This window comes from Paenibacillus terricola (assembly GCF_014779765.1).
GTDB lineage: Bacteria > Bacillota > Bacilli > Paenibacillales > Paenibacillaceae > Paenibacillus_T > Paenibacillus_T terricola.
This window is the reverse complement of sequence record NZ_JACXZA010000001.1, coordinates 681,958-700,826: the sequence shown is the minus strand read 5'-3', so window position 1 is coordinate 700,826 and position 18,869 is coordinate 681,958. Positions and strand designations below refer to the sequence as shown.

Here is an 18,869-nt window from a genome sequence, read left to right as displayed (position 1 = left end):
TAGACGGGCAGCTTTATATTATGCCATCCTGCCTAGCAACCTGCTTATCGCAGCATCTGCATCACTCAGAACTGCGGCCTCGTCTATGGTCGTCATCACTCTTCCCCGCATGACCACATGTCCATCTATCCATACCGTATCTACGTCACCTCGTCCGGCCGCATAAACGATTCTCGAATAAAGATCCGCCTCATAGGAAGGAAAAGCATGGAACTTGTTTAAATCGAGCAGTATGAGATCCGCCTTCTTGCCAACCTCAATCGAACCGATCTCCCGCTCCAGACCAAGCACTTCAGCGCCGCCAATCGTCGCCATTCGAAGCACCGTCCTTGCATTCATCGAAGTAGGCCCATGCTGAACTTTGTGAATCATAGCCGTTAGCCGCATCTCCTGAAACATATCCAGATTGTTATTGCACGGAGCACCGTCTGCGCCAAGTCCAACTTGTACGCCATTGCTAAGCAAGGCAGGCACAGCCGCAATGCCGGAGGCGAGCTTCAAGTTCGAACCTGGACAGTGCGTCACTTTCGTCCCCGTTCGCTGAATGATGGTACGCTCCGTATCGTCCAGCCAGATCGAATGCGCCAATACAAGTCTTGGAGAAGTCAGGCCAAGATGATCCAAATAAACGATATTCCTCATCCCCGTCTGCTTTTCGACAAGCTCGATTTCGCCCTTATTTTCTGAGGCGTGGGTATGTATAAGTATCTTATGCTGCTCGGCTAAGTCGCGCACAGTAATTAACAGCCGCTCGGTACAGGATACAACGAATCGGGGACAAAAGGCATATTGCAGCCGTCCGCCATCATAGCCATGCCATTTCTCCAAGAGCGCCACGCTGTCCGCTAGTGAACGATCCGTATTCTCCTGCAGCGCAGACGGTATATCTTCGCCCGCTCGGTCCATCATCACCTTGCCGCTTATCGCCCGAATGCCGCTTTGCGCCATCGCCCGGAATGCAGCGTCTGTATGATTGACCGTCTCCATGTCGAGCAGCGTCGTCGTCCCGCTCTGAATGAGCTCGCCAATGCCGAGCAGCGCCGATAGGTAGACCGATTCGTCGTCATGTGCAGCCTCAAGCGGCCATATTCGCGTCCGAAGCCAATCCATCAGTTCCATATCGTCAGCTCTGCTTCGGAACAAGGTCTGGCACAAATGGATATGCGTCTGTATAAAGCCAGGCAGCAATACACGCCCTCTCGCCTCCACAACCTGATCAGGTACAAAATGCTCTTCCTCATCCCCAACGCCTACGATGCGGTCATCTGTTATTCGCACATCCCCACGAACGATCGTTCCTGCCGCGTCCATTGTCACGATATTCGCATCTCTTATCACTGTGTTCCCCATTCGCTTCCCCTCCCGCATACGGATCTCTTGCCCGTATCCAATACTGTAAGTTATGCAGCTCAAGAAGCGCCCATATCTTAGGATCCAAATCCGATCCGATATGAGCGCCCCTATTCCCATCGTTAAACAGCCTCAATGACCCTTGTTCTTCCCCCTATAAGCCATGATCGTGCGATACATCGAAAGATTGTTCAGCCGTGTAAAAGGTTTAATCTGCGGCCTCGTGTTAACTTCAAGCAGCCAGATTCGGCGCTTGTTGTCTACAGCAACGTCCAATCCCAGTTCAATGCACTTGGCATATGAGAGGGTATAGCGCCTTGCGATCCGCAGTGCGAGATTATCAATCGAACCCTTGAGCCTGCCCGTCTGTTCTGCAGACATATTCGCGCCAAACACTTGCGGATAGGGGTGAATCGAAGCGCCTTGGCTTCCGTTCGTTACGATTCTCCCGGGAGCTGCTACACGTGCGAGAACACCTGTGACACGCCAAGCATCATGCGAGTTTCTGCGCTGCGTCACGACGCGCAGGTCGAATCTTCGTCCCCGATACTTCATCAGATCGATGCCGCGCTGGACGAGGTAACTCCCTGATTTTTTATACGAATGAATCAAAGACATCAACCTAGTAATCGAGGAGACATGCTTGCGCTGCAGCTTATACCGCCATTCATACTTATTCGCTGACAGCTTTCGAACCCGCATAACACCAACGCCTAATGCACCTACATTAGGCTTCACATAGACGGTATCGTACGTACTAAGCATCTGCTTCAAGCTGGAGGCCGACAAAATCACCGTCTTCGGGATCGCTGCCCGTACATGTGGATCGCCGAGCAGGATACGCGTCTTTCTCATTTTGTTATGGTCGAATTTCACCATTGATCATAGCTCGCCTCCACGAAAGGGATGGTTTCTACAGCATATGTCATATAGGTGGTCCCATCGTGTGCTCGAACCCATGCAGGTCCAATCGGACTGGCATAAGATATTTCATCGGGGAGGAATGTGCTTGAAAAATCGACATTTGAAAAGGCTGGCCGCTTTTTACGCGCGCCAATTTCCTTGGTATGCCAAGTTATTGCAATACGATCGTGATAGAGCAGCTGCCAGCGATCTGCCTTATATGACAGCAGAGCTGTTAGAAAAGCACTACTACAGCGCTCCAGCACCAGACGAACACTTCGTCTATCGCACTTCGGGAACGAGCGGCGGCGCTCGTAAGGCGATCCAATATTCACATGCAGATGAACGCCGCTATCTGCAGGTTAAGGTCCGCCTCTTCGCGCAGCTAGCAGGAACCCGTCCGATTCAGCGAGCACTTGCCGATATGGGCACTGGACATGCAGCAGCAACTGCGCTTGATGTGTTTCGCACCCTTGGCTGGGAGGCTGAAGCCGTCGCATACAATGAGCCGCTGGCTGTGCATGTCGAGCGGCTGTCAGTTGTTCGCCCCGACTTACTCTATACGATGCCTTCCCTTCTGGACCGCCTTGTCTGCACGCTGGACAATCCGGCGGAGCTCGGCATCCGCTGCATCGTGACTGTTGGCGAGCCAGCATCGCCGCAATGGCGCAGTGCAATGGCAGCAAGCTTCGGTATCTCGGAGGCGGACGTGATCGATACGTATGGATCGATCGAGGTCGGCACGATTGCTTGGTTCGATCATGAGGCTGGCATCTACCGGCTGGCGGACGGAATAAACGCTGAAATCGCGGAGCCGACTGCGTTAGGGCTTTATGATTCACTTGCACCAGACGAAGGTGCGCTGGTGCTGACCTCCACCATGCGGTCGGCCTTCCCAGCTATTCGGTTCGCAACTGGCGATGTAGTCAGAGGCTTTAAGAGCGGTGGTGAGGATGGGGCGCAAGCAACTTTCGAAGCGATTGTAAGAAGGATTGGTCCTGAGCTGAAGCATGGTGAGAAAATTAGCATTCACGATATTGAAGCCGCCGTATTCGCGCATGCAACCCGCATTCAAGCGAGAGCTGCATCGGATGGCAATCGGCTCGTCGTTTATTTGCATGGCCCTGATGCCACTCCCGAAGCAGCACAATTAATAGAAGAAGAAATTGAACGGAAAGTACCGGAGATTGGAGACATGATTCGTGGCGGCATGCTGCCACGGATTGAAATGGTCTTAGCCTCCAGCGAGAGCGAACTGCCCCAAGGGAGTGTGAAGCAGAAAAAATGGCATCGACTCAACGATTCCAACTAGAGCAGCTGGAAACGGGTATCCTTCGCCTTATCGGCGGAACCCCGCTCGTGCCGTTGCGCCGCCTATATCCGGATGCGCCCGTCAATATTTATGCCAAGCTTGAAATGTATAATCCCGGAGGAAGCGCCAAAGACCGTCCGGCGCTTCGTATGATGCGCGAAGCAATCGCTGCTGGCCGTGTAGGACCTGGTACGACCATTGTAGAATCAAGCTCAGGCAATATGGCCATCTCGCTAGCGATGATATGCGGCATACTTGGCCTCCGCTTCATCTGTGTTGTTGACCCTCGTACCGCGGAAACGAATTTAAGCATTATTCGTTCCTATGGCGCAGAGATCAACTATGTAACAGAACCAGATCCGGCGACTGGCGAATTCCTTCCTGCCCGCATCGCACGCGTTAACGAACTCGTGCATCAGATAGGAGACGCGTTCTGGCCCAATCAATATGGGAATGAGTTCAATGCCGCCGCTCACCGCGATACCACGATGCCCGAGATCGAAGCTGCCATCGGCCATATCGACATGCTGCTCGTTGGCGTAAGCAGCTGCGGTAGCCTGCGCGGGTGCGCTGACTACGTCCGCAATAACGGACTCACTACAGCCGTTATTGGCGTCGATGCAGCGGGCAGCGTTATATTCGGCGGGCCTGGAAGCAGACGGCTGCCAGGGCTTGGCGCAGGTATTGTACCGCCACTGTTCGCGCCAGGGCTTGCTAACGGACACGAAACGGTCAGCGATCTGGATTGCGTGAGCGGCTGCAGGCGGCTTCTTCGCAAGGAATCGATTATGGTCGGCGGTTCAGCTGGAGGCGTCGTTGCTGCGCTGGGAAGAAGACTCGACCAATTGCCGCCCGGCTCCAATGCCGTCATGATTCTAGCCGACCGCGGCGACCGCTATTTGGATACGGTCTACAGCGACGAATGGGTGACGCGCTGCTTCGGTGAAGAAGCCGCAGCAAGATTGGCGGTTGAGCGCTAATATGTTGTATTTGAATGAAGCGGATTTGCTTACGCTCGGCGCGGATTGGGGCATACTTGCGGACACCGTGACCCAGGCGCTTGCCAGCATGTCTGTCGGCGACTATGTCCAGCCGATCAAGCCTTACCTGCGTTTCAAGAACCCTGCCAACCGGATCATTGCGATGCCTGCATATATCGGCGGCAGCTTCGACGCAGCCGGCATTAAGTGGATTGCCAGTTTCCCAGCCAATCCGTCCTTCGGCATTCCGCGAGCACACAGTGTTGTTGTACTCAATGATGCGGCAACCGGGCAGCCCGTCGCACTAATCAACAGTCCATTGCTCAGCATTATGCGGACAGCGGCCGTCAGTGCGGTCATGCTTAGAAGATGGCTGGAGCTTCCGAGCCAGCACCATGAGCGACAGCTAAACGTAGGACTTATCGGCTGCGGACCAATCGGACAATGGCACGCCCGCATGCTTACGGTTATTCTAGGCTCAAGGCTTGGGCGCTTAACAACGTACGACTTATCACCCGAGCGGGCACGTGCGGCGGCAGCAACAGCAGGAAGCAGTGGAGTGGCCTCCTCCCAATGGGAAGAAGCTTATTCCGACTCGGATATAATCGTGACCTGCACCGTATCCGGCAGCCGCTATATTAGCTCCCCGCCTCCGCCCGGCAGCCTGCTTCTTCACGTATCGCTGCGCGATTATCAGCCAGCAGCACTCTCCTCCATCGAAACCATTGTCGTCGATGATTGGGAAGAGATTTGTCGGGAGAACACGGATATCGAACAAATGCATTTGACAGCAGGCCTGGGAAAGGATCAGACAATCGCTTTCTCAGAGGCTGTATTCGGCGACAAATTGTTAACGATGAAGCAAGACAGTAATGTACTGTTTAGCCCAATGGGCATGGCAATCTTCGATATTGCCGTTGCCGCCTATATGACAGAACTCGCACGAGACAAAGGAATCGGTCTCGAATTAACGTAGTGTAACTCTCATAAACGTAAAAAGGGGCTGCCTTCCAAACTCAGCAATACAAGTGCTGATGATCGGATTGCAGCCCCTCGACATTTTAACTTACAGCAGATGGTTATGTTCGATAAACTCTCTTGTATCCGGTGTTCCCAGCTCATGCAGCAGATTGTAGATTTGATTAATAATCGCATCTGTCCCCCCGCTGAGTGACCGATCATCGTTCGTCTCATACGGATGACGGGTAAAGTGGAGCGCTTCCGCCTCATCCATGCTCGAATATTCGCCGAACAGCTCCTTCAGCTTGTTCACCTCATCCGCTGTCGCTTCTATGACGAGCTCATAGGTGGCAGCATGCGGGTCTTCAAGCACTTGTCCTGCTCCTACAGATACATAATAGATCCGGCGCTCGCCAGCATCACCCGCATAATGGTCACGATTATGAGTATGTTCATGACGCTGAGCATGGCTGTGATTAGAATGGTTATGGTTGTCATGTGACATAAGAACAAATCCCTTCATCGATCGGTTCATGGACACTCTACAATAGGTTCCCCCTATGGACAGACATTTTATCCTATATTTCCGCATATACCTGGTATTATCTCGACAAAATAGACAACTGCCGTTCCCCCCGGCCCTCGCGCCAGTTGAACCGCAGGATGCGGACGAGCGAGCAACAACTAGACAACATCCTGGAGAGAGAGGGATGAATTAGTATGTGTGGTATTACCGGTTGGATTGATTGGAGCCGTGATCTGACGCAATTCAGCGAACAGCTCGAACGGATGACAGAAACGTTGGCCCCTCGAGGTCCGGATGCAGCGGGTACATGGATATCATCTCATTGCGGCCTTGGGCATCGCAGACTGTCCGTCATCGACCCGGAGAATGGCGCGCAGCCGATGATTCGCCATGAGGGCGAACGGACTTGCGTAATCGTTTATAACGGTGAGCTGTATAATGCACTGGAACTGCGGGCCGATCTGGAAAGCAAAGGCAGAACGTTTACGACGAACTGCGATACGGAAGTGCTGCTAGTTTCCTATATGGAATGGGGCAAAGCGTGCATTGAACGTTTCAATGGCATATTCGCTTTCGCGATCTGGGATTCCGCTGAGCAGCATCTGTTCCTTGCGCGCGACCGACTTGGCGTCAAGCCGCTCTTCTACAGTGAAGGAGAAGGCAAATTCATGTTCGGCTCCGAGCCCAAAGCGATTCTTGCCCATGATGAAGTGCCTGCGCGAGTCGGGGCTGAAGGGCTGGCCGAAATCTTCATCGTAGGACCTGCGCGTACGCCTGGCCAAGGCGTCTATAAGCAGCTGCGCGAGCTGCGTCCCGGCCAATGTATGACGGTACGGCGTGAAGGCAACGCCATTCACACCTACTGGAAGCTCGAAAGTCGTCCGCATACGGACGATGTTGACGCTACAGCAGCACGTGTAGGCGAGCTGCTGCAGGATACGGTTGAACGCCAACTCGTCTCCGACGTGCCGGTATGCACCCTGCTGTCCGGCGGACTCGACTCAAGTGCGCTTACCTCGCTGGCAGTCCGTTATTATCAAGGCACTGGGCAAGGCAACATCCATACGTATTCCGTAGACTATGTCGATAACGATAAACATTTCAAGGCCCATGCATTCCAACCGAATGCGGATGCCCCTTGGATTAAACGGATGAGCGAGCACCTCGGCACCATTCATCACAACGTACAATTCGATACGCCTGAATTGGTCGATGCGCTTCGCGCGGCCACGCTCGCGCGTGACCTGCCGGGCATGGCAGACGTTGATGCATCGCTGCTTCTCTTCTGCCGTGAAATCAAGAAGGGGGCCACTGTTGCCCTATCTGGCGAGGCGGCCGACGAAATTTTCGGCGGTTATCCTTGGTTCCACCGCGAAGAGACGTTGAACGCCAATACATTCCCTTGGTCGCTTGCTACTGGGATGCGCGCCGATCTGCTCAATCCAGAAATCGCCGATTGGATAAAGCCTCAGCAGTACTTAGCCGACCGCTATGACGATGCGCTCGCGGAAGTGCCTCACCTGGAAGGCGAAGATGCCGCTGCCCAGCGGATGCGCATCATGTCTTATCTGAACATTACGCGCTTCATGCCGACGCTGCTCGACCGGAAAGACCGGATGAGCATGGCGGTTGGCTTGGAAGTCCGCGTCCCTTTTTGCGACCATCGTCTCGTCGACTACGTATTCAACATCCCGTGGGAAACGAAGACGTCGGGCAGCCGCGAGAAAGGTATTTTGCGCAAATCGCTGACTGGCGCTCTGCCGGATGACGTGTTATGGCGTAAGAAAAGCCCTTATCCGAAGACACACAATCCGAATTATCTGGATGCCGTGCGCAGCAAGCTGCTGGAAGTGCTAGACGACCCTAGCTCCCCGCTGCTGCCTCTCATTAATGTTGCGAAAGTGCGTGAACTCGCCGCTTCGACCGATGCAAGCTCCAACATTCCTTGGTTCGGCCAGTTGATGAGCGGACCGCAAGTGTTTGCCTACCTGTGGCAGACGGATCTGTGGCTGCGCGAATATAAGGTCTCCATCGGTTAATCCTTCATCATTAAGTTTCCATGCAAAAAGGCTGCTCGATATCCGTCACGTGGTTTACGGTGACTTCATCGAGCAGCCTTCTTTATGAACCAACTATTGAAGCTTCGGCAGCAGTTCGCGCAGCGCTGCTCCGCGGTGGCTGATCGCCTGCTTCTCCTCTGTCGACAGTTCCGCCATGGATCGACCAAGCTCCGGCAGCCAGAATAACGGATCATAGCCGAAGCCGCCTGCGCCTCTCGCGCTCGAAAGAATACGCCCCTCTACCGCGCCTTCCGCATCAACGAATGATCCGTCAGTCGGATCATACAGCGCAAGCGCGCATCGGAACTGTGCGCCTCCGAATAGGTTCACCCCATGCGCCTCAGCAGCAGGCACATCGCCGAGTGCGCCGGCAAGCCGGGTCAATTCGCGAAGCAGCTTCGCGTTGTTATCCGCATCAGTCGCTCCTTCACCTGCGTAACGGGCTGAATAAACGCCTGGCGCGCCGTCCAATGCATCCACGCACAGACCGGAATCGTCAGCCAATACGGGAAGCTTCAGCGCATCGCCAATAACCTTCGCCTTCTTGCGGGCATTCGCTTGGAACGTATCGCCGTCTTCGATAATGTCCGGCAGACCTTCATAGTCCCGCAGGCTGCGTACTTCTAAGCCCAACTGAGCGAATGCATGCGCGAACTCCTTTACCTTACCGGCATTGCCAGTTGCGACGACAACGACTTGTCCATCTGCAAATCTCATGCTTTGCCTCCGATCTTCGCGCCCATCTCTCCAAGCGCTTCGCGCTGCTTGTTAATCAGTTCGCCGATCCCAAGCTCAGCTAACGCAAGCAGATCATTGAGCTCCTGTCTGGAGAATGGAGATTCTTCGCCGGTGCCCTGCACCTCAACGAATTGACCAGCGCCTGTCATAACCACGTTCATATCCACCTTAGCGGTCGAATCCTCATCATAGTTCAAATCGAGTAACGGCGTTCCATTAATAACGCCTACGCTGACAGAAGCCAGATAATCCGTAATCGGGTAACGACTGAAGTTATGTTTCTCTGACAGCTTATGAATCGCAATAGCCATTGCAATGAACGCGCCGGTAATCGAAGTTGTCCGCGTACCGCCATCCGCTTGAATAACGTCGCAGTCCAGCGTAATCGTCCGCTCGCCAAGCGCCTGCAGATCAACAGCAGAGCGCAGCGCACGTCCGATCAGCCGTTGAATTTCCATCGTGCGGCCGCCAAGCTTTCCTTTCGCCGCTTCGCGCTGATTACGAGTCTGTGTTGCGCGAGGCAGCATCGAATATTCCGCCGTGATCCAGCCTTTGCCCTGCCCTTTCATGAAAGGAGGAACCCGCTCCTCCACCGATGCTGTGCAAATGACCTTCGTATCACCGAACGAAATTTCAACCGATCCTTCTGCATATTTGTTCACGCCTGTCGCGATGACTACAGGACGTAGTTGATTTTGTTGACGCCCATCCGATCTCATGCTTGTCCTCCTAAAAGCAATTTGCTTTCTTCTTCGAGTTTACTCCCTGCAGGCAAATTGCTTGCTTCGTAAGCATATGCTTGCAATTTGCTTTCTTATTCCTGACCACCTTCCCCATTTTACCAGACACACTGGATAAAATCGACCTTACGCCATGATACCTCAAACACAACAAGGTGGCTTCGCAGGAACATAGTCCTGAAAGCCACCTTGTGGTCACTCATGTTCGATTAAGATTTAAGCGCGTTGACAAACGACGGACGAGTTACTGGCTCTGTCAACAGATTCGTTTCACCGTTCAACGTAATCTGTACCTTCGATGCACTCGCATTCGCATTCTCCGTCACGGACAGAATGATCGCCTGCAGCATATCGTCTGGTTCAGTTGTGCCTTCCATATACTGCTCATCCTGCAGATTGACCGTAATCATATTGTCGGATGGCACGACGCTCTTCACTTGAACATCCGGCGTCATGACGCCGATCAACTGACTTTGGCCAAGCGGACCAGCTATAAGCTGATCAATCGAAGCCTTCAGAATATCATCAGTCCGGTTAATGAGGCGTGTGACCGGTACGTAATACATATCGCCATCCTGCGTCTCCGAAGAGAAGTAGAGCGTTACTGGAACCGATTGGCCGTAATCAACGCCATCGGCTGCTTCAAGGTTAATGCCAACCGAACGATCCAGCGGACGATCCAGCGGGTAGGACCGCTCTGGCATTTCCGTCAGCTTCGTTCCTTCCAACATGAGATCAACCCCAGATACATCCGGCAGACCCGTCAGCGTCCATGCGATCGCCTCTACAATCTTCCGTTCATCGCCTGCATTATAATCCGTGAAGGACTTGGAGAAGTCGACCGTTGCCAGCTTCGTATCCTTCGATTCTGTATACTTAATAACCGAAGTTCCTTTTGGAATAATACCCGTAAATCCTGCTGGCAGCTGATCCGCATACGCTCCGCCATCCGTCATCATCTCCAGCGCCTTCTGTCCTAGCTGCTCCTTGTCTCCTAACGTTGTCCGAAGGGTAACTGGCGCCAAATAACCATGCGAGTCCAGCAAGTAGACCGTCATTTGCGTCTCACCTGTTTGCAGATCAATGCTTGCTCCTGTTTCACTGCTTGTTCCATTTTGCTGCAGGCTGCCGCTTGCCTCATTCTGTGTTTCGACAGGCGGAGGATCGATTTCCTTCGCTGCGTTTTGCGAGAAAATTCCGCAGCCAGCTGTCAATAGCGGCAGTGCAATAACCCCTGTCCATGCTGCCCGGCGAATCCAACGATTACGATTCATATCCGTTTCTTCCTCCCATCCTATTCGCGCCGCGCCACGGCGTAATTGGTTCATTGGCTCGGTTTGTAGTACTATGTATACGAGCTCTCTGCTTTTTTAGACCAGTTTTGTCCACTCCATTGGACAAAGTTTCGTTTTTACCGCAGAGGAGTTCGAAACGCCATTCATCTATAACGCAAGGAGGCTATTGCACAATGTCTAACCCGGAGCCTTACAGACTGAACAGCCGAGCAGTCGCCGAAGCGACAAGGCAATGGCTGTCGAAGCGAGGCGTCTCCATTCAAGAGATTGCAGAGCTCGCTTACTTGCTGCAGAAGGACTACTACCCTGAGCTGACAGAGGAAGCTTGCATCGAGCACGTTGAGGCGGTATTGTCCAAGCGAGAGGTGCACAATGCGGTACTAACAGGCATTCAGCTCGATATGCTAGCTGAACAACGATTGCTGCTGCCGCCTCTGCAGGACATGCTGTTCCATGATGAGCCGCTGTACGGCTGCGATGAAGTGCTCGCCTTATCTATCGTGAACGTTTATGGCAGTATCGGCCTGACCAACTTCGGCTATATTGACAAGCTGAAGCCCGGCGTCATCAAGCGGCTCAACGAAAAAAACGGGCGCGACGTGCACACGTTTCTTGATGATCTCGTCGGCGCGATTGCTGCCGCCGCAGCAAGCCGAATCGCGCATCGGATGCAAGCTGACCATGAGAATGGCCATCCGGAATGATCTAACCATACGTAAAGAACGCAAAAAAAGGCTGTCATACAGCAGGTTATTGGCATCTAACCTGCTGTATGACAGCCTTCTTCCATTTTTACGAATCGATGGACCGTACATTGCTGTTCTGAACGTGCTTGTTTACCACAGCAGCAGCATCATCCTCTGCTTTTCTAGCTGCCTTCCGGTTGATCATAATATTGCGGAAATACACGAATACGCTTGGAAGCTGCCCTAGCAGGAAGACAGGATCCCTCCGATAAAGCGCATAAGCTGACAGGATGGCGCTGCCAAGTATGCTGTAAACCCAGAATGACATCGGGATGACCGTTTGCTTAGCCTTCTCGCTTGCCAGCCACTGGGTCACGAAGCGCAATGAGAACATAATTTGTCCGGCGAACCCGAACACCACCCAACATATCTCGCTCCACGACAGGCTGCCGAATATATAGCTGCGCATCTACTGGCCTCTTACTTGGTATCGGATGACCCGTTTTCTAAGCCAGCCAATGACGATCGCATCCATCAAGCCGACGAATGCGCGATTGAAGACACCGTATTTGGACACGCCATGCTGCCGTTCACGATGCGACACCGCGACCTCAATCACCTTGAAGCCGTTAATCTTGGCCAGCGTCGGCAGGAAACGATGCATTCCCTCATAGAGATAGTAGCTCTCCGCCACTTCACGTTTCATCAGCTTCATCGGGCAGCCCGTATCGTAGATTTGATCGCCCGTAAGCCAGTTGCGCACGCCGTTGCCGACGCGGGAAGATACCTTCTTCACCAATGTATCTTGGCGTTTGACTCGCTTGCCGTTGACGAAATCCATCTGCGGGATGTATGGCATCAGTTTAAAAATATCGCGAGGGTCCGTCTGCAGATCCGCATCGATGAGCGCAATCAGATCGCCTTTCGCATGCTTGAGGCCTGCATAAATCGCAGCTGTCTGTCCGCAGTTCGAGACGAAATGAATGACTTGAACAGCCGGATCTTCCGCTGCAAGCTCATTGAGAATACTTGCGCTGCGATCCTTGCTTCCGTCATTCACGAGCACGATCTCATAGCTCTCCACTCGTTCCTTCACCGCGTTCGTTATTGCCTCATGCAGCAGTCGAATATTCTCTTCTTCATTATAAATCGGCGCTACGATTGACAGCTTCACCATTTGCGTTCACCCCTGTACCAAGTCACGAATCTTGCAATGCCTTCTTCAAAATCGGTTGTCGGATCATATCCGAACAAGCGGCGCGCTTTGCTTATATCCGCGTAAGTCTGATCCACATCGCCAGGCTGATCAGGCAGCCATCGAATATTCGCGGCATGGCCTGCATGTCGCTCCAGCGTCTGCACGAGCTCGATTAACGTGACGGTATGATGGGTTCCGAGGTTAACGATCTCATATACTCGCTCTTCATTCTCGATATATTGAAGCGCACCTAACAAGCCTTGAATAATATCATCAATATGCGTGTAATCTCGTCTCGACGATCCATCGCCGTACAGCGTCAGCTCCTCGCCATTCTCCAGCATTCGTAGAAACTTATGAATGGCAAGATCAGGCCGCTGGCGTTCGCCGTATACGGTGAAGAAACGGAGCATCACCGTATCGATGCCGAACAAATGGTGATACGTATGACCCATCACCTCGCACGAATTCTTCGTTGCCGCATAGGGCGATATCATTCGGTCAACAGGATCCTGTTCGGAGAAAGGAAGCTTCTTCTGATTGCCGTATACGGATGAACTTGAAGCGCATAACCATTTGCGTACTCCATGCTTGCGCATCGCTTCAAGAATATGCATCGTGCCTTTCACGTTCACTTCTTCATACAGCATCGGATCTTCGATGGAAGGCCTTACGCCAGCCATCGCCGCTAGATGGATCACAACTTCGATCTGCTCGCTTGCGAATACGGCGTCCATTGCAGCCAGATCGCGAATATCTGCGACAACGAGCTTATAACGGCTGTCATTCACAATGCCAGGCAGCTTCTGCAGATCGGACAACTTATCTGACCGAAGAAACGGTTCGGTCGTATGCGTACTCTTCAGCACGTTATTCATCTTTATTCTGTAATCATAGACATCATTGAAATTATCAATACATACAACGCGATGACCTTGACCAAGCAGCCGCTCGCACAAATGGGAGCCAATGAAGCCCGCTCCCCCTGTAACACAATACGTTGTCATTTGGCCTCCTGCAGCGAATACACTTTAGGCTCCGCATTGGCGCCAACGCCGTAGTAGGTAAATAACTGCTGGACGTCTGTATTCATTGCGAACATATTTCGTAAATCAAACATCGCGCGATCGCCCCGCATGCCCCTTGCAATAGCTTCCCAATCTACAGTACGGAACTGCGCCCATTCGGTCATCAAGACGATCGCATCGGCATTCGCCGCGCAATCTGCTTCACTGTTGCAATATTGAATCGTACCATTCAATTCCGACCACAGCCGTCTCGCCTGCCGCATCCCCTGCGGACAATAGGCATTGATGGATGCTCCCCGCTCAACAAGCCCTTGGATGATATCACGGCTTGGCGCATCACGAATATCATCAGTATCCGGTTTGAAAGAAAGTCCCCACACGCTGATCGTTTTTCCCTTCAGTCTGCCACTGTACGGCGCCAGCGCTTCGCTAATCTTCGTAACCATCTTCTGCTTCTGTTTCTTATTCGCGTCAATTGCGCCTGTACAACGAACAATGGTTCGCCATTTCGTCTGCCTATGTCGACGACAGCCTCTGTATCTTTCGGGAAGCAGCTTCCTCCATAACCTGGTCCGGCCTGTAGAAAATGGGGTGAAATTCGGCTGTCGAGCCCCATTCCCTCTGCAATGTCATCAATCTTGGCACCTACTTTCTCGGCCAGTAGCGCAAGTTCATTGATGAATGAAATTTTGACCGCCAGGAATGAATTGGATGCATACTTGACCATCTCCGCCGTCTCCGGGTTCGTGAATAGAACCGGCACGCCACGCGCAATCTGAATAGAATAGATGGATTGCAGCATCTGTCTAGCAGTATCCGAATCTGTCCCGATAACAATTCTAGATGGCGACAATGCGTCACTAACCGCCTGCCCCTGCCGAAGAAACTCTGGATTGGATGCGACATCCACACGGAACGATGCGCCGGACGCTTGCAGCGCTCCATTAAGCTGCTTTGCAATACGGCTGCTCGACCCAACAGGCAGCGTCGATTTGCATACGATCACTTTGTAGCCGTTCAAATAGTTGCTGATCGTTTGCACGACTCCCTGAACGTATGAGAGATCAGCGCTGCCGTCCTTCTTCGAAGGGGTGCCTACCGCTATGAAAATCACATCGCTCATTTGCACGACCTGTTGTGCATCCGAAGTGAACGACAGCGTGCCACCCGCGATGCCGCGCTGGATCAGCTGCTCCAGCTCAGGCTCGTAGATCGGGGACACGCCAGCGGATAATTGCTTTATTTTATGCTCGTCTACATCCATACATGAAACATTAAAACCATAACTTGAAAGAACAGCGCCATGGACTAGTCCAACATATCCGGTCCCCATAATGCCAATGTTCATAAAATCCACCCCGGTTTGTGTTTAACAGCCATAATAAAAGTGTAAAGTTTATATAAATTTATTTAGTTTAGTAACCTAACTATAATAATAATGAACAAATGGGCACAATTCAAGTATTATTAACAATATACATTTGCCATATTAGACAGGAGAATCTATGGAAAAGAATGATTTGATTCAAGAGCTGCATGAAGCATTTTTACGTTTCTCCAAAGCCGAGTGGCGGGAACGGCCCGTGAGCGGATACAAGCGGAGCGAAATCCGTGTACTGTTCTGTATCATGGAAGCCACAAGGAATGGACGCCATGGCATGAAGTTGTCGGAAATCAGCAAACGGTTGATGGTTACCCCGCCTTCTGTAACGCAGCTGATGAAAACGCTAATCGAAGATAAACTTGTCGAACGTACGGTCGACCCTGAGGACAAACGGTCTTACGATCTCATCTTGACGCCGAAAGGACTGCAAATTGCCCAGGAAGCAGACGAGCACTTCAAGCAGTCACTGGGTGGACTGGCTGAGCATCTTGGTGAGGAGCAAACTCTTCAGCTGGCTGACCTGCTGACAAAAGCGTTCAATTACTATTCAGAGCGCAATCGATTCCTATAACCCTTACTTTATTGCGTTCAAAGCAATAAACAAATAAACGTCCGGCTGCTCATCAACTGATGAGGACCGGACGTTCCGTTTTATAATATCGCATGATAGATGTATTGCCCGTTCCGCTTCAGCAGCTCCACTCTTCCCTGCTTCTCCAGACGAACAAGGTGAGCAAGCGTCTCTGCCATCGCGAAACGCAAGTTATGCATATTAAGCGTAATACGACCTCCGAACAGCAGTTCACACATCGCGAATCCAGTCGCCTCCGCTCCCTGCTGCTCCTGCAGCAGTACGACCATTTTGTCCAGTCGGCGGGCATGATGCGCAATTAAGCCCTCACAGCGTCCGGTAAAATCGACAAAGGATTCCCGATGACCCGGCAGAGCGAGCGATACCTCCAGCTTGCTGAGCTGCTGCAAACTGACAAGGAAAGCTTCCAGCGGATCCTCTGTTTCACCCGGTACGACGCTCACATTGGGCGTAATGTCGGGCATGACTTGATCCCCGCATACAATTATTCCGCTAGCCTCATCATAGAACAATATTTGCCCCTCTGCGTGACCATTGCCTTCGATTGTGGTCCAATCGATCCCACCGAATCGGAATGGCTGACCCGCTTCCATATAGGTCACAGCTGGGTAAGGAGTAACCATCGGAACGAAGCTCTCCAAGTTGTCTTTGATTCCTTGGCGCAGTTCATTCGGCATGCCATGCAGCCGGAACACTTCAATCAGCTCGTCGGCAAGCACTCGATTAGGTCCCCACATCCGTTCCGCATATTGCTGCGATGCGCGGCTTATCCATACAGGCGCACCAGACCGCTGCTGGAACAACCCTGCCAGACCGTAATGATCCGGATGCTGATGCGTCAGCACGATACGTATAATATCGGTGAACGTAAGACCGAGGTTCGCCAGCACGAACTCCCAAGCTGCCAGCGCTTCGGGCGTATGCAGCCCAGGATCGATGACGGTATAGCCGCTGCCTTCTTGCTCCGGTACCAAGTAAGCATTCACATATTTCAGCGAAAAAGGCAGCGGCACCTTCACCTGTATCCAGCCGTTATCCAGTTGATTCGTATTTGCTATTGCATTTGCATCTGATTGATGTTCATTAGTCATTGTTAATCCGCTCTCCCGCTAATAATAAGCCGTTTCGATTCGGACCCGTTATAGTTCGCGCCGTTATAGCTGCCGGCTATGCGTGTAATACGCATGCCAACATCGGCAAGCGCCTCCTCGAACCAATCCAGTCCGTACAGCTTCACACATTCTTCATAGTGACGCTCTTCCCCTGAATTCGTCACAATCGTAATCGTCTTGCAAACTGACCCATTTTCAATTCGCCGTTGCTCGCGTATCATCCAGCCCGTCTGCTCGTCCACATGTTCAGACAACGGCGCGAGCTTACGCGAAACTTCATCCGCATTCAAAAAATCAATAACAAAACTACCGCCCGAGCGCAATACGCGCCTCTGCTCATGCAGAACACGCCGATTGTCCTGCTCGCTGAAATAACCAAACGACGTGAACAGATTTAACGTCGCATCGAAACTACTGTCCGGATAAGGCAGCGTCCGCATATCTCCATGTTCCCAACGCACATGCCCATTCACATCATGTTCTCGCGCTTCCTCCAGCAGCGGCTCCGACAGATCGACTCCGCTCACTCGATACCCCATCTCAGCGAGTGCCACCGCATGCCGGCCCATTCCGCAGCCAACATCAAGCAGTGATGACCCCTGCGGCAGCTCCAGCCACCTCATCATTAGACGGACTTCCTCAATCGCCCGCTCCCAGTTCCGATGTCTGTATACGACCATATAATCGTCACCGAAGCTCCGCTCATACCATTCTTTCATGAATCGCCCATCCTTCTTACAGGTTTATTGTACTTTATAATGGGCTAGAGGGGCAAAGAGGATACACGGTGCTCACATGACAAAAAAGGCTATCAAGCCGAATTCGCATGATAGCCTTGCCGAGCGGCCTGGCATCAAAACCAAAGTATTGCTGTTGCTGTCAATCCATAAATTGAGTACGATGGAATCATAGATTGCATACTTAATCGTGTGTATGAACGATTTGTTGTAGATCATCCTACATATTGGTTTATAGGGAAGGCTGGATTAAGCGAATGGTTACAATTTACGATATCGCGAAGCAAGCGAACGTATCTGCGATGACAGTATCTCGCGTTATTAATAATACCGGACGAATTAGTGATAAAACGAGAGCGAAAGTCCGCCATGTCATGGAAGAAATGAATTACGTGCCGAACGCCATGGCCCGTTCACTCGTCCTGCAGAAAACAAATATCGTCTCTCTGCTCGTTACGGATATTACGAACCCGTTCTATACGACACTCGCACGGGGAGCGGAAGATGCAGCACGAGCACATGGCTACAAATTGCTGCTCGGTAACAGTGATGAGGATCTGGTCAAAGAAAAGGAATATATCGAAACCATTCTGTCGACTCGCGTGGATGGCGTTCTGCTTACACCTGCAAGCGACAATTCAAAGGAGCAGCTGGAAGCGCTCATGCGGCATGGAACGCCGTTCGTCGCGATTGACCGGGATGTGCCGGGCATTACATGTGACGCTGTTGTAGGTGACAGCGTCGGGGGGGCGCGTAAGCTGATTGATCACCTCGTCGAGCTTGGCCATCGAGTCATCGCGCTGGTCGGCGGTACATTTGATGTATCCACCGCGCGCGAACGGCATGATGGATACCGTGAAGCGCTCGAAGCCAACGGTCTGCCATACGATGAGCAGCTTGTCTTCCAGACCGGTTATCGGCTGCAAGATATGGAGCAAGCAGTAGAGCGGCTGTTCGCTTTGAATCCGGCGCCAACTGCCATTCTGGCCGGCAACAACTTGCTTGCGCTTGGGCTGCTGCAATCATTCCGCCGCCGAGGCATCGAGACGCCCGGTCAGATGTCCATCGTCACCTTCGATTCGCTAGGCTATCGCGACCTAATCGATCCGCTGTTCACAACCGCGGAGCAGCCTGCATACCGGTTCGGTGAGCTGGGCATTACGATGCTGATCGAACGAATCGAGGGAAGAGCCGAAGTACAGCCAAGACGCAAGGTGCTTCTGAATGAGCTTATTATCGGAAGCTCGACTGGCGAGCCCCAGCCTTGA

Annotated in this window: 20 protein-coding genes; 7 read left to right on the top strand and 13 right to left on the bottom strand. The window is 52.3% G+C overall.

What is annotated here, in order from left to right; translation table 11 throughout:
• Positions 1 to 18: 18 nt before the first annotated feature.
• Together H8B09_RS03100 and H8B09_RS03095 are read right to left on the bottom strand one after the other, a co-directional pair.
• The gene (locus tag H8B09_RS03100) at positions 19 to 1,350 is read right to left on the bottom strand and encodes a 5'-deoxyadenosine deaminase (protein ID WP_191201997.1); all 1,332 of its coding nucleotides are present in this window, start codon (positions 1,348 to 1,350) and stop codon (positions 19 to 21) included.
• Between the two features lie 132 nt (positions 1,351 to 1,482).
• Positions 1,483 to 2,229: a YheC/YheD family protein gene (locus H8B09_RS03095; RefSeq protein WP_224753223.1), complete on the bottom strand. Its 747-nt coding sequence runs from the start codon at positions 2,227 to 2,229 to the stop codon at positions 1,483 to 1,485.
• 130 nt (positions 2,230 to 2,359) lie between these two features.
• Between H8B09_RS03095 and H8B09_RS03090 the strand changes: the two genes are divergently transcribed.
• The 3 genes from H8B09_RS03090 to H8B09_RS03080 are packed head-to-tail and all read left to right on the top strand — an operon-like array spanning position 2,360 to position 5,521.
• Positions 2,360 to 3,565 (top strand): AMP-binding protein, encoded by a 1,206-nt coding sequence (locus tag H8B09_RS03090; RefSeq protein ID WP_191201995.1) that lies wholly within the window; start codon positions 2,360 to 2,362, stop codon positions 3,563 to 3,565.
• Entirely contained in the window at positions 3,538 to 4,545 is a 1,008-nt protein-coding gene (sbnA, locus tag H8B09_RS03085) for a 2,3-diaminopropionate biosynthesis protein SbnA (protein WP_191201994.1), read from the top strand. The genes H8B09_RS03090 and sbnA overlap by 28 nt, the downstream gene beginning before the upstream one ends.
• Positions 4,508 to 5,521, top strand: coding sequence for a 2,3-diaminopropionate biosynthesis protein SbnB (locus tag H8B09_RS03080; RefSeq protein WP_318152523.1), 1,014 nt, complete (start codon positions 4,508 to 4,510; stop codon positions 5,519 to 5,521). Before sbnA ends, H8B09_RS03080 begins: the two co-directional genes overlap by 38 nt.
• Before the next feature lie 90 nt (positions 5,522 to 5,611).
• Here the strand turns inward: H8B09_RS03080 and H8B09_RS03075 are convergent, their stop codons facing one another.
• Positions 5,612 to 6,046 (bottom strand): hypothetical protein, encoded by a 435-nt coding sequence (locus tag H8B09_RS03075; RefSeq protein ID WP_224753222.1) that lies wholly within the window; start codon positions 6,044 to 6,046, stop codon positions 5,612 to 5,614.
• A gap of 179 nt (positions 6,047 to 6,225) precedes the next feature.
• Between H8B09_RS03075 and asnB the strand changes: the two genes are divergently transcribed.
• A complete protein-coding gene (asnB, locus tag H8B09_RS03070) occupies positions 6,226 to 8,070 on the top strand; it encodes an asparagine synthase (glutamine-hydrolyzing) (protein WP_191201992.1) in 1,845 nt (614 codons plus the stop codon).
• Between the two features lie 93 nt (positions 8,071 to 8,163).
• On the opposite strand, the gene rdgB is transcribed toward asnB, so the two are convergent.
• The 3 genes from rdgB to H8B09_RS03055 form a co-directional block, all read right to left on the bottom strand.
• Complete coding sequence (rdgB, locus tag H8B09_RS03065) at positions 8,164 to 8,808, bottom strand: RdgB/HAM1 family non-canonical purine NTP pyrophosphatase (protein ID WP_191201991.1); 645 nt, start codon at positions 8,806 to 8,808, stop codon at positions 8,164 to 8,166.
• Positions 8,805 to 9,548: a ribonuclease PH gene (gene rph / locus H8B09_RS03060; RefSeq protein WP_191201990.1), complete on the bottom strand. Its 744-nt coding sequence runs from the start codon at positions 9,546 to 9,548 to the stop codon at positions 8,805 to 8,807. Before rph ends, rdgB begins: the two co-directional genes overlap by 4 nt.
• Positions 9,549 to 9,778: 230 nt before the next feature.
• On the bottom strand, positions 9,779 to 10,843 hold the full coding sequence (locus H8B09_RS03055; protein ID WP_191201989.1) for a GerMN domain-containing protein: 1,065 nt from the start codon (positions 10,841 to 10,843) through the stop codon (positions 9,779 to 9,781).
• 194 nt (positions 10,844 to 11,037) lie between these two features.
• On the opposite strand from H8B09_RS03055, the gene H8B09_RS03050 reads away from it, so the two are divergent.
• Entirely contained in the window at positions 11,038 to 11,568 is a 531-nt protein-coding gene (locus H8B09_RS03050; RefSeq protein WP_191201988.1) for a phosphatidylglycerophosphatase A family protein, read from the top strand.
• 88 nt (positions 11,569 to 11,656) lie between these two features.
• Here H8B09_RS03050 and H8B09_RS03045 read toward each other — a convergent pair whose 3' ends face one another.
• The 5 genes from H8B09_RS03045 to H8B09_RS03030 are packed head-to-tail and all read right to left on the bottom strand — an operon-like array spanning position 11,657 to position 15,124.
• Entirely contained in the window at positions 11,657 to 12,019 is a 363-nt protein-coding gene (locus H8B09_RS03045) for a lipid-A-disaccharide synthase N-terminal domain-containing protein (protein WP_191201987.1), read from the bottom strand.
• Entirely contained in the window at positions 12,020 to 12,727 is a 708-nt protein-coding gene (locus tag H8B09_RS03040) for a glycosyltransferase family 2 protein (protein WP_191201986.1), read from the bottom strand.
• Positions 12,721 to 13,755: a GDP-mannose 4,6-dehydratase gene (locus H8B09_RS03035; protein ID WP_191201985.1), complete on the bottom strand. Its 1,035-nt coding sequence runs from the start codon at positions 13,753 to 13,755 to the stop codon at positions 12,721 to 12,723. Before H8B09_RS03035 ends, H8B09_RS03040 begins: the two co-directional genes overlap by 7 nt.
• Positions 13,752 to 14,222 carry a UDP binding domain-containing protein gene (locus tag H8B09_RS30320; RefSeq protein ID WP_224753221.1) on the bottom strand — a complete coding sequence of 157 codons (471 nt, stop codon included), beginning with the start codon at positions 14,220 to 14,222 and terminating at the stop codon, positions 13,752 to 13,754. Before H8B09_RS30320 ends, H8B09_RS03035 begins: the two co-directional genes overlap by 4 nt.
• The gene (locus H8B09_RS03030; RefSeq protein ID WP_224753220.1) at positions 14,174 to 15,124 is read right to left on the bottom strand and encodes a UDP-glucose dehydrogenase family protein; all 951 of its coding nucleotides are present in this window, start codon (positions 15,122 to 15,124) and stop codon (positions 14,174 to 14,176) included. Before H8B09_RS03030 ends, H8B09_RS30320 begins: the two co-directional genes overlap by 49 nt.
• A gap of 157 nt (positions 15,125 to 15,281) precedes the next feature.
• On the opposite strand from H8B09_RS03030, the gene H8B09_RS03025 reads away from it, so the two are divergent.
• Positions 15,282 to 15,731 (top strand): MarR family winged helix-turn-helix transcriptional regulator, encoded by a 450-nt coding sequence (locus H8B09_RS03025; protein WP_191201984.1) that lies wholly within the window; start codon positions 15,282 to 15,284, stop codon positions 15,729 to 15,731.
• 80 nt (positions 15,732 to 15,811) lie between these two features.
• Here H8B09_RS03025 and H8B09_RS03020 read toward each other — a convergent pair whose 3' ends face one another.
• Positions 15,812 to 16,843: an MBL fold metallo-hydrolase gene (locus H8B09_RS03020; protein ID WP_191201983.1), complete on the bottom strand. Its 1,032-nt coding sequence runs from the start codon at positions 16,841 to 16,843 to the stop codon at positions 15,812 to 15,814.
• A 2-nt stretch (positions 16,844 to 16,845) separates the two neighbouring features.
• Positions 16,846 to 17,583: a class I SAM-dependent methyltransferase gene (locus H8B09_RS03015; RefSeq protein WP_191201982.1), complete on the bottom strand. Its 738-nt coding sequence runs from the start codon at positions 17,581 to 17,583 to the stop codon at positions 16,846 to 16,848.
• 275 nt (positions 17,584 to 17,858) lie between these two features.
• Here H8B09_RS03015 and H8B09_RS03010 point away from each other — a divergent pair, with 275 nt between their 5' ends.
• Positions 17,859 to 18,869 (top strand): LacI family DNA-binding transcriptional regulator, encoded by a 1,011-nt coding sequence (locus tag H8B09_RS03010; RefSeq protein WP_191201981.1) that lies wholly within the window; start codon positions 17,859 to 17,861, stop codon positions 18,867 to 18,869.

Bases quoted from the DNA above. Each gene is read 5' to 3' on its own strand.
- H8B09_RS03100 (WP_191201997.1), bottom strand. From the start codon at position 1,350: ATGGGGAACACAGTGATAAGAGATGCGAATATCGTGACAATGGACGCG.
- H8B09_RS03095 (WP_224753223.1), bottom strand. From the start codon at position 2,229: ATGGTGAAATTCGACCATAACAAAATGAGAAAGACGCGTATCCTGCTC.
- sbnA (WP_191201994.1), top strand. From the start codon at position 3,538: ATGGCATCGACTCAACGATTCCAACTAGAGCAGCTGGAAACGGGTATC.
- asnB (WP_191201992.1), top strand. From the start codon at position 6,226: ATGTGTGGTATTACCGGTTGGATTGATTGGAGCCGTGATCTGACGCAA.
- rdgB (WP_191201991.1), bottom strand. From the start codon at position 8,808: ATGAGATTTGCAGATGGACAAGTCGTTGTCGTCGCAACTGGCAATGCC.
- rph (WP_191201990.1), bottom strand. From the start codon at position 9,548: ATGAGATCGGATGGGCGTCAACAAAATCAACTACGTCCTGTAGTCATC.
- H8B09_RS03055 (WP_191201989.1), bottom strand. From the start codon at position 10,843: ATGAATCGTAATCGTTGGATTCGCCGGGCAGCATGGACAGGGGTTATT.
- H8B09_RS03050 (WP_191201988.1), top strand. From the start codon at position 11,038: ATGTCTAACCCGGAGCCTTACAGACTGAACAGCCGAGCAGTCGCCGAA.
- H8B09_RS03045 (WP_191201987.1), bottom strand. From the start codon at position 12,019: ATGCGCAGCTATATATTCGGCAGCCTGTCGTGGAGCGAGATATGTTGG.
- H8B09_RS03040 (WP_191201986.1), bottom strand. From the start codon at position 12,727: ATGGTGAAGCTGTCAATCGTAGCGCCGATTTATAATGAAGAAGAGAAT.
- H8B09_RS03035 (WP_191201985.1), bottom strand. From the start codon at position 13,755: ATGACAACGTATTGTGTTACAGGGGGAGCGGGCTTCATTGGCTCCCAT.
- H8B09_RS30320 (WP_224753221.1), bottom strand. From the start codon at position 14,222: ATGGTTACGAAGATTAGCGAAGCGCTGGCGCCGTACAGTGGCAGACTG.
- H8B09_RS03030 (WP_224753220.1), bottom strand. From the start codon at position 15,124: ATGAACATTGGCATTATGGGGACCGGATATGTTGGACTAGTCCATGGC.
- H8B09_RS03025 (WP_191201984.1), top strand. From the start codon at position 15,282: ATGGAAAAGAATGATTTGATTCAAGAGCTGCATGAAGCATTTTTACGT.
- H8B09_RS03020 (WP_191201983.1), bottom strand. From the start codon at position 16,843: ATGACTAATGAACATCAATCAGATGCAAATGCAATAGCAAATACGAAT.
- H8B09_RS03015 (WP_191201982.1), bottom strand. From the start codon at position 17,583: ATGAAAGAATGGTATGAGCGGAGCTTCGGTGACGATTATATGGTCGTA.
- H8B09_RS03010 (WP_191201981.1), top strand. From the start codon at position 17,859: ATGGTTACAATTTACGATATCGCGAAGCAAGCGAACGTATCTGCGATG.